Source organism: Roseiarcus sp. (genome assembly GCF_049514155.1).
GTDB lineage: Bacteria > Pseudomonadota > Alphaproteobacteria > Rhizobiales > Beijerinckiaceae > Roseiarcus.
In genome coordinates, this window is record NZ_JBEKVH010000164.1 from 1 (window position 1) to 8,915 (window position 8,915).

Genomic DNA, 8,915 nt, shown 5'->3' on the forward strand with positions numbered 1-8,915 from the left:
CCGGCGCTCGCCATGACCACCTCGATCGCCGCGCTGAGCTTGCCGATCGCCGCGTTGAAATCGTCGCGGATCTGCGCGTAGGTCGGCGAAAAGCCGTCGCGCAGCCGCACCATCAGATCGCCGTCCGCCAGCGCTTTCAGTCCGACGCTGAGTCGGCGCACCACTTCGGCCTGCTCTCCCGCGGCCTTGGCCCGCTCCGCGGCGGCGCGTTCGCGCTCTTCCTCGGAATTGTGTCGGCTGACGGCGGCTGACGCCTCCAGCCGCACGCGTTCGGCGGCGTGCTCTTTCAGCACCTGGACGGCGCGCGCCATGTCGCCGATCTCGTCCTTGCGCTCGAGCCCGCCGATCTCGACCTCGAGTTCGCCGGCGGCGAGCGCGTTCATCCGGCGCGACAGCTCGGCGAGCGGCCGCGCCGTCTTCATCGTCGAAATCCAGGCGGTCATCGCGCCGGCGACCAGCGCCGAAACGAGGCCGGCGACAACCAGCGCGATCAGCGCGAACTGCGACTGGCGGCTCATGTCGGCGGCCGAACGCGCGTTTTCGTTGATCATCGCGTCGCTGACGGCGAGCAGGCCGTTGGACAGCTTGCGCGCGTCGGCGTCGACCTCGGCGACGGCGCGTGCGCCTTCGGCAAGCTTGTCGAGATCGTCGGGCTTCAGATCCTTGCCGACCGCAAGGCCGGGCGAGTCTTCGCCGATCGCGACGATCTTCTTGCCCTTCTCGCCGATTTCCACCGCTTTCGCCTTGAAGCCGGCGAAGGTCGAACCGTACTGGGGCAGGTACTGGCTCGCGGAGTCCATCAGCGAGTTGAACTTGTCGAGTTGATTGGCGAAATCCGCCTGCGCGGTGCGGCCTTCCGGCGAACTGCCGTCGTAGACCAGGGCGCCGAAGGCGGCGTAGGGCGCCATCATCGTCGTGCCGGTCGCGCGCGCGGCGAAAATCGCCGCCTTGTCGCGATGGGCGATGATCTCGCCGGCGCTGCGCGACAGGTCGTCGAGCCGCCAGGCGCCGAAGCCGACGATGCCGGCGACGGCCAGACACATGACCGCCAGCGGGATCAGCGCCTTGGTCTGCAGGCTGAGGTTGTCGATCTTCACCGCCGCGCCTCCTCATTCGCCGGGTCTCTAATCCCGGCGCCGCGGGAGGCGGCGTTTCGGGGCCCGGTCGGGACGAGCGTGGGGCGTCATGCCGCGAGCGCGGTCGCCGCGCTACGACGCATCGTCTACGGCGCAGCTTGGTCCAATCAGGTAAAGCGTCAATTAATATGGTGAATCGTCGGTTAATTGCGGGCCTCGCCCCCGCTCTCGCTTGCGGGAGGCGCCGAGGACAGGTCAGCGCCGCCGCGGCCGGCGGGCGCGTCGCGCCCTCGGTGTCGCCCCGACGCCACAGTGGCGCGGAAATCCCGCGTTCACGCCTCTGTGGGTTTTGCCGCCTGCCCGGAATGCGTTATTCATGGTTCGCCCGTGCGCTTTCGCCGCGGGCGCCCGATTGGCCCCAAAGCGGAAAGGAGGCGCGCATGATGAAAATTTGGCGTGCGCTCGCGATTCCGGCTTTGGCCGGACCGCTTCCCGGCTTCAGTCTTGGCGCGATCGTCAGCGCTTAGCGTGTTGAAGCCTCGCCGCTAGCTTCGCGTTTCGCCGGGCGTCAGCCCATCGGCGTTCCACAAAATCCAAAGACCCCGTGTCGGCCGCGTCGCCGGCGCTCGTTTCTTCAACCGCAACGCCGCGCCGCGTCCGGCGCGGCCGTCCGGGCTCGCAAGATCATGTTTCGCAAATTCGAATCGCTGATCGACGTCTTTCGCGCGCATGACGAGACGCAGCCGCCTGCGTCGCTGTTCGGCTATTACTGGCGCTATTGCCGGCAGGCGTGGCCCTTTCTCGCCGCGCTGATGGTGAGCGGGCTGTTCACCTCGCTGATCGAGGTTTCGATCCTGCGCTTCGTCGGCGAGATCGTCGACCTTCTGCGCCAGACGACCCCGGAACGCCTGCTCGAGCACGACGGGCGCCTGTTTCTCTTCATGGGGCTCGTCATCCTTGTGCTGAGGCCGCTCGCGCAACTCGCCCACGATCTGCTCGTGCAGCAGACGATCGCGCCCGGCATGACCAATCTCATCCGCTGGCAGACGCATCGCTATGTGCTGCGGCAGTCGCTGACTTATTTCGCCAACGACTTCGCCGGCCGCATCGCCTCGAACATCGTCCAGTCGGCGGCCTCGCTGCGCGATTCGACGGTGCAGGTGATCGACGCGCTGTGGTTCGTGACGATCTTCTCGGCGAGCGCGCTGGCGATCCTCGCTGAAGCCGACTGGCGACTGACCCTGCCGCTCGCCGGCTGGATCGTCGTCTATGTTGCGACGCTGGCCATCTTCGTGCCGCGCATCCGCAGACGTTCCGAGATTCTGGCGCATCGGCGCGCCGTGCTCACCGGGCGCATCGTCGACAGCTACACCAACATCCAGGCGGTGAAGCTCTTCGCCGATCTCGAGCGTGAGGACGAACACGCGCGCGAGGCGTTGAAAGCGCACACCGACGACTTTCAGCGCCAGACGCGACTCATCACGCTGATGAACCTCTGCGTCTCTTCGAGCAACGGCGCGCTCGTCGTCGCCACCGGCGCGGTCGCAATCTGGCTTTGGACGCAGAACCTGACGTCGCTCGGGCAGATCGCTGTCGCCGCGGGACTCGCCATCCGCATCACCACCATGTCGGGCTGGGTGATGTGGACCTCGATCGGCATCTTCGACAATGTCGGGCAGGTGCAGGAAGGCATGCGCACGATCGCGCGGCCGCAGACGCTGGTCGACGCCGCGGACGCGGCCGAGCTCAGGGTGGACGAAGGCGAGATCCGATTCGAGAAAGTGCGCTTCCACTACGGCAAAGAGGGCGGCGTGATCGACGATCTGTCGTTCGTCATCGCGCCAGGCGAAAAGGTCGGGCTGGTCGGACGCTCGGGCGCCGGCAAATCGACGCTCGTCAATCTGCTGTTGCGCTTCTACGACGTGGAGAGCGGACGGGTGCTGATCGACGGACAAGACGTCGCGCGCGTGACGCAGGACAGCTTGCGGCGGCAGGTCGGCATGGTGACGCAGGACACGTCGCTGCTGCATCGCTCGATCGCCGACAATATCCTCTACGGGCGCCCCGACGCGCCGCGCGAGGCGATGATCGCCGCCGCCGAGCGCGCCCACGCGCACGCGTTCATCATCGGTCTCGCGGACGGCGAGGGGCGGCGGGGCTACGAGACGCTGGTCGGCGAGCGTGGCGTCAAGCTCTCCGGCGGCCAGCGCCAGCGCGTCGCCATCGCCCGCGTGCTGCTGAAGAACGCACCGATCCTGGTGCTCGACGAGGCGACTTCGGCGCTCGACTCGGAAGTCGAGGCGGCGATCCAGGAGAGCCTCTATTCGCTGATGGAAGGCAAGACGGTGATCGCCATCGCCCATCGTCTCTCGACCATCGCCGCGATGGATCGCCTGATCGTGCTCGATCGCGGCGAGATCGTCGAGACGGGAACGCACCGCGAATTGCTCGAGCGTGACGGACTCTATGCCAGCCTATGGCGGCGGCAGTCCGGCGGTTTCCTGCGCGACGACGCGGCGTAGCGATAGCGCGTCCCCTCTCCCGCTTGCGGGAGAGGGGTTCGAGGGCGAGTCAGTTCTTCGTCTGCGACTTCATGTGGGCGACGTAGCCGCGCACGTCGGCGGCGGGCTCGGAATAGGCGGCGCCGAGCCTCGCCTCGATCGCGCTCATGAACGCCTTGGCCCAGGCCGGCAGCGGGTAGTCGATGACGGCGAGGAATTCGAGCGTGGCGGCGAGGCGGATGTCGGCGATCGACGGCCCGGCGCCGCCGATGAACGGCTTCCCGCTCATATAGAACTTGTGGAACACTTCGAGCGGCTCGGCGAGCGCGGCTGTCGCCGCCTTCTGCGCCGCGCCTTTGGTCGCCGGGTCGGCGTCGCTCGCGCCGACTTCGCCCGCATATTGCGGGAAGCCGAGCATCGGGTAGGTCGCGCGCGCAACATAAGGGTAGAGCGTGCCGATGATATAGAACATCGCGCTGTCGACCATCGCCCGCGCTTCCGGCGACTTGGGATAGAAGTCCTCGAGGCCGTGCTTGTTGGCGAGATACTGCATGATCGCGCAGCTCTCCCACACCACGCCTTTGGGCAGCTCGGCCGATTCGATCATCGGCGTCAGATGGGCGGGATTGCGGGCGAGGAAGTCGTCGCTGCGCGTCTTGCCCCACGCATCGTCTTCGGTGAAGTCGAGCTTCCCGGCGCGCAGGAAGACGCGCACGGTCATGTTGTTGACGCTCGGCTTGAGCATATGCAGCTTGATGGCGGACATTCGTTTCCTCCGGTTGAAGCGTTGTGGTGGTTTAAGTCAGAGGCGATAGGGGTCTTTGGCGGTGCGGTCCTCGGACAGGCTCGGCCGCGAGCGGGCGACCAGAAGCTCGATCGCGTCGGCGAGATGGACTTCGCCGATCGCGCGGGCGCCCGCCGCGACCCGCAGCTTGTGCGCTTCGATCAGCACGTCGGAATGGCTGTGGCCGAACGGCGGCTCGAACTTGTAGCACGACAGCTCGATCAGCAGCCCGAGCGGATCCTCGAAATAGATCGCGTCGAAGATCTTGCGGTCGCGCAATCCTGTGTGCTTGATCCCGCGCGCGTCGAGCCGCTCGATCGCCTGCATGAACACGGCGCGCGAGACGTTGAAGGCGATGTGGTGGACGCAGCCGGGGTCGGTCGGCGTGCGGCGCGGATCGGGCTTGCGGTCCTCGCGGGTGAAGATCGTGATCAGCCGCCCGTCGCCGGGATCGAAGTAGATGTGGCTCTCCATTGCGTTGTCGAGGTTGGGCTGCTCGAACACGAACGGCATGCCGAGCAGGCCCTCCCAGAAATCGATCGAGGTCTGACGATCGGCGCCGACCAGCGTGATGTGGTGGAGGCCTTGGGTCTGCAGCTTCTGCACTGACGTTTCTCCTACGGATGGTCGACGAGCTTGGACTTGTACTCGCTGCGCGGCAATCCGCCGGCGGCGACGAGTTCGATTTCGGTGGTCACCAGCAGCGCTTCGCGCACGCGGGCGCGGATGCGCTCGGCGAGTTCGGATTGCGACGGATCGACCGCCTCGACCTTGACCGGCAGCGGCGGATCCTGGCGCACGCCGGCGCTCCTGGGCTTGATCATCACCACGCCGGTCGTCGCCGGAGCGAATTCATTGACGATCTCGCGCAATGCGGTCGGGAACAGGTTGACGCCGCGCACGATCAGCATGTCGTCGGTGCGGCCGACGCAGCGCACGCGCGGCGCCGTGCGGCCGCAGACGCAGCGGCCAAAGCCGAGCCGCACGTGGTCGCGGGTGCGGAAGCGCAGCAACGGCGCCGAGCGGTTGACGAGGTGGGTGAGGACGAGCTCGCCTTCGGCGCCGTCGGTCAGCGGGATCGGCGCGCCGCTCTCCGGATCGATCAGCTCGAAATGGACGAAGCCGCGGCCGGAGAAATGCATGCCGGCCTTGGCCTCGCACTCGCCCCACAGCGAAGGCGATATGTCGCCGATGCCCATCGCCTCGGTGACCGAAGCGCCCCATGCCGCCTCGAGCTTGGCGCGCATCGCCGGCTCGCCGCCGCCGGGTTCGCCGGCGACCATCAGCCGCGCGACGCTGCTGTTGGCGAGATCGACGCCGCGCGCCTCAGCCCATTCGGCCAGATGCAGCGCGTAGGAGGGCGTCAGCGCGACCACGTTCGGCTTCAGCTTCTCGACCGCCATGATCAGGCGGTCGGTGTTGCCGGCGCCGAGCGGGATATGGCAGAGGTCGAGCCGGGCGAAGGCGTCGAGCGCCGCGCCGGCGACGAACGGACCGGCGTTGTAAGTCGAGACGATGCGGTCGCCGCGCTTGATCCCTGAGGCGCCGTAACTGCGCGCCGAAGTGCGCACCCAGACGTCGACGTCGCCGGCGGTGAGCGGGATGTAACTCGGCGTTCCGGTCGTGCCGCTGGTCGAATAGATGCGCACGATGTCGTCGCGCGCCGCCGTGCAATGGGTCCCGATCGGCTCGTCGGCGCTGCGCGAGGCCCGCAGCTCGTCCTTTTCGGTCAGCGGCAGCCGGGCGATGTCGGCGAGGCCGCCGACCGATTCGGCCGACGTGAAGCCGGAGCGGCCGAGCTTGTCGCGATAGAAGCGCGAGCGCTCGAAGAGATACGCGATCTGCCGGCGGAAGGGCGCGTCGTCGGCCGCCTGCTGGCCTTCCCAGGGCGCGGCCTCGATCTCGGGTTCGGTCAGGCTCATGCTTTCGGCGCTCCCGCTTCCGGACCGGCGTAGGCAATCGCCTCCTCGGCTTGCGAGGCCATATAGAAGCCGATCGGCGTCTCCGCCTCTTCGGCGAGATGGGCGATCAGGCCGGCCGTTCGGGCGAGGATCGGCACGCCGCGGATGATCGCGGCGGGGACGTCGGCGTCGCGCAGCGTCGCGGCGATCGCCATCGAGACGTTCATCGGCAGCGGTTTCTCCCACACGCGCGCCGCGGCGGCGGCGAGCCTTGTCGCCGCGTCGACGCCGCGTCCGGCGATCCTTCGCTCGCGCGCCAGCGCAATCATCCGCTCGGCGCGCGGATCGACCGGCTTGTGCAGCGGATGGCCGAAGCCGGCGAGCGGCTTCTTCGCCGCGCGATGCTCGCGCGCCGTCGCGTCCGCCGCCTCGTCGGGCGTCGCGCCGGCGTCGATCCGCTTCAGCACGTGCTCGAGCAGGGCGCCGGCTTCGCGCGCCGCGCCGAGGATGACCGTGCCGCAGCCGAGCACGCCAGCGGCGACCGCGCCCTGCAGCGCCGCCGGGTCGGCGGCGTAGGTCATGCGCGCCGCCTGCACGCTCGGCGTCAGGCCGTGCTCGGCGAGCGCGACCAGCGCGAGGTCGAGGAAGAAGCTCTGGTCGGCGGTCGGCGTGCGGCCCGTCGCCAGCAGGAAGAAGAATTCGGTGAAGTTCGTCGCGCCCATCAACTCGGCGCAAAGGTCGCGGCCGCGCACCATGATCTGGTCCGCCGCGGCCGTCGAAATCGACGTCGTCGCCGCGCCGCGCTTGCCGATCAGCATGGACGTCCTCTCCCGTCTGGCGCAGGGTTTGACCCGCTGCGCCCGCGCAAGCCGGCGAATTTGACCCCGCCTGGTTTCGCGTTAAGATTGTAGGACAATATCAAGAAGACGGCGCGCGTCAAGTCGGCGCGCGCGCCGCGCTCTTTTCGGCGGCGCCGTTTGGCGGCATGGTGACGGTTTGCGCGCTCTTCAAGCGCATGGGGAGGACATGGACAACGCGTCGCCGAGACGACCGGCGCGGCGCGACGACGGGGCGGACGCGCCGGCGCACGGCGCGACGGTCGCTCATGTCGTCGACGGCCTTCGCTGCGACATCCTCGCGCATCGATTGCGGCCCGGCGAACGGCTGATCGAGAGCGCGCTGACCAAGCGCTTCTCGGTGAGCCGCGGGCCGGTGCGCGAAGCCTTGCGCCGACTCGCCGCCGAAGGACTGATCGAGCATGCGCCGCATCGCGGCGCGATTGTTCGGCGGCTGTCGCCGCGCGACATCGGCGAATTGTTCCAGATCCGGGTCGAGATGGAGGCGCTCGCCGCGCGGCTCGCTGCGCTTTCGCCGGACAAGGCGGCGCGCGCGCGTTTCGTCGAGGAGATCGCGATGATCTTCGCCGACGCGTCGCGCACGAGCTGTCGGCGCGCCTGCGCCTGACGTTGATCATGGCCCAGGTCGGCGAAGCGTTGACGGTCGAGGTGATGCACGCTTCGGTCCGCGAGCACCGCGCGATCGCCAAGGCGATCGTCGACGGCGATGGCGTCGCGGCGGCCGCAGCGATGCGCGCCCACCTCGAACGCGCCGCCACGCTGGCGGTCGCCAGCCGCGAAGCCGACGTCGAACCGCCGCCGCTTTCACGCGGCGCGCAGTAGCAATTCCGTCACGCGCTCCGGCGCGTCGAGCATAGCCAGATGGCCGCAGTCGGCGAGTTCGGCCGTGGACCACGACGGGTCGGCCTTGCATGCGGCGTAGGCCTTGTCGAAAGCCGGGTTGGCGAAGCTCGGCAGGCGGGCGTAGGTCTTCTTGGCGACCTTCTCGAGCGCGCCGGCGGTGCGGAGCGGCTGCGCATAGGTCGCGATCGGATGCGGCGTCAGCTTGGCGCGGACGAAGGCCTCGTCGCCCCGATTGACGAAGCTCGGCGAAAGAGTCGCCGGCGTCGGCATGCCGAGTTCGCCTTTCGCCGCCGCGCCTTCGATGATCTTGCGCATCGGCTCGGCCGCGAGGTCGATCAGCCTGCGCCCGTCCTCCGGCTTGAACGCGTCGAGCCAAACGACCGACGCGACTTTGTCGCCGAACCGATCGAGCGCTGCGCCGCACGGCCAACCGGCGTAGGAATGGGCGACGAGGCAGACGCCATCGAGGCTTTCCCAGCGCACGACATTGACGATGTCGGCGATGTGCGTGTCGAGGCCGACGTCCTTCGACAGCAGATGCGAGCGCTCGCCGAGCCCGGTCAGCGTCGGCGTGAAGACCTTGCAGTTCTCACGCTCCAGCCGGTCGGCGACGTGCCGCCATATCCAGCCGCCGCACGCCGCGCCGGGAACGAGAACGAAGGTCTTCGGCGCGTTCTGCGCGCGGGCAGGGCGAGCGACGCCCGCGACCGCCGCCATCGCTCCGCCGGCGAGCGCGGCGCGACGGGTCAGATTTGATGGCGTCATGGGGCCTCCGTGCGCGCTAGGCCGCGGCAGGCTCAAGTCGAATCGTCCGAACCGTCGTTGCGAGCAAAGCGAAGATTCCATGGGAGGTGGATAGCGGCCGATTCTGTCGCCAGACTGAGGCTGTGAACCCACTCACTCTGGAGGCATCGATGTCAATTGACGCTCGCGAAGAAACCGCCGCTATCCGC

9 protein-coding genes are annotated in these 8,915 nt (G+C 68.3%); 3 read left to right on the forward strand and 6 right to left on the reverse strand.

The features are described from left to right. Positions 1-1,097, reverse strand: a 1,097-nt coding sequence (locus tag ABSF49_RS18200) for a HAMP domain-containing protein (protein WP_424114058.1), incomplete at its 3' end; no start/stop codon positions are given. Between the two features lie 665 nt (positions 1,098-1,762). Between ABSF49_RS18200 and ABSF49_RS18205 the strand changes: the two genes are divergently transcribed. Then, complete coding sequence (locus ABSF49_RS18205) at positions 1,763-3,598, forward strand: ABC transporter ATP-binding protein (RefSeq protein ID WP_424114059.1); 1,836 nt, start codon at positions 1,763-1,765, stop codon at positions 3,596-3,598. A 49-nt stretch (positions 3,599-3,647) separates the two neighbouring features. Here ABSF49_RS18205 and ABSF49_RS18210 read toward each other — a convergent pair whose 3' ends face one another. The 4 genes from ABSF49_RS18210 to ABSF49_RS18225 are packed head-to-tail and all read right to left on the reverse strand — an operon-like array spanning position 3,648 to position 7,080. Further along, on the reverse strand, positions 3,648-4,343 hold the full coding sequence (locus tag ABSF49_RS18210) for a glutathione S-transferase family protein (protein WP_424114060.1): 696 nt from the start codon (positions 4,341-4,343) through the stop codon (positions 3,648-3,650). 36 nt (positions 4,344-4,379) lie between these two features. Continuing rightward, positions 4,380-4,967, reverse strand: a complete 588-nt coding sequence (locus tag ABSF49_RS18215) for a VOC family protein (protein ID WP_424114061.1) — start codon at positions 4,965-4,967, stop codon at positions 4,380-4,382. Positions 4,968-4,978: 11 nt separating this feature from the next. After that, on the reverse strand, positions 4,979-6,283 hold the full coding sequence (locus ABSF49_RS18220; protein WP_424114062.1) for a phenylacetate--CoA ligase family protein: 1,305 nt from the start codon (positions 6,281-6,283) through the stop codon (positions 4,979-4,981). Next, complete coding sequence (locus tag ABSF49_RS18225; RefSeq protein WP_424114063.1) at positions 6,280-7,080, reverse strand: citryl-CoA lyase; 801 nt, start codon at positions 7,078-7,080, stop codon at positions 6,280-6,282. Before ABSF49_RS18225 ends, ABSF49_RS18220 begins: the two co-directional genes overlap by 4 nt. 208 nt (positions 7,081-7,288) lie before the next feature. On the opposite strand from ABSF49_RS18225, the gene ABSF49_RS18230 reads away from it, so the two are divergent. Both ABSF49_RS18230 and ABSF49_RS18235 read left to right on the forward strand, forming a co-directional pair. After that, positions 7,289-7,726 (forward strand): GntR family transcriptional regulator, encoded by a 438-nt coding sequence (locus tag ABSF49_RS18230; protein WP_424114064.1) that lies wholly within the window; start codon positions 7,289-7,291, stop codon positions 7,724-7,726. Positions 7,727-7,734: 8 nt separating this feature from the next. Next, positions 7,735-7,941: an FCD domain-containing protein gene (locus ABSF49_RS18235; protein WP_424114065.1), complete on the forward strand. Its 207-nt coding sequence runs from the start codon at positions 7,735-7,737 to the stop codon at positions 7,939-7,941. On the opposite strand, the gene ABSF49_RS18240 is transcribed toward ABSF49_RS18235, so the two are convergent. After that, positions 7,924-8,727: an alpha/beta fold hydrolase gene (locus ABSF49_RS18240; protein WP_424114066.1), complete on the reverse strand. Its 804-nt coding sequence runs from the start codon at positions 8,725-8,727 to the stop codon at positions 7,924-7,926. The two genes, ABSF49_RS18235 and ABSF49_RS18240, sit on opposite strands and share 18 nt — an antisense overlap. Positions 8,728-8,915: the final 188 nt, after the last annotated feature.

What these genes read in the sequence shown, in the direction of transcription:
- ABSF49_RS18230 (WP_424114064.1), top strand. Translation starts at nt 7,289, where the DNA reads ATGGACAACGCGTCGCCGAGACGACCGGCGCGGCGCGACGACGGGGCG.
- ABSF49_RS18235 (WP_424114065.1), top strand. Translation starts at nt 7,735, where the DNA reads ATGGCCCAGGTCGGCGAAGCGTTGACGGTCGAGGTGATGCACGCTTCG.
- ABSF49_RS18220 (WP_424114062.1), bottom strand. Translation starts at nt 6,283, where the DNA reads ATGAGCCTGACCGAACCCGAGATCGAGGCCGCGCCCTGGGAAGGCCAG.
- ABSF49_RS18205 (WP_424114059.1), top strand. Translation starts at nt 1,763, where the DNA reads ATGTTTCGCAAATTCGAATCGCTGATCGACGTCTTTCGCGCGCATGAC.
- ABSF49_RS18210 (WP_424114060.1), bottom strand. Translation starts at nt 4,343, where the DNA reads ATGTCCGCCATCAAGCTGCATATGCTCAAGCCGAGCGTCAACAACATG.
- ABSF49_RS18225 (WP_424114063.1), bottom strand. Translation starts at nt 7,080, where the DNA reads ATGCTGATCGGCAAGCGCGGCGCGGCGACGACGTCGATTTCGACGGCC.
- ABSF49_RS18240 (WP_424114066.1), bottom strand. Translation starts at nt 8,727, where the DNA reads ATGACGCCATCAAATCTGACCCGTCGCGCCGCGCTCGCCGGCGGAGCG.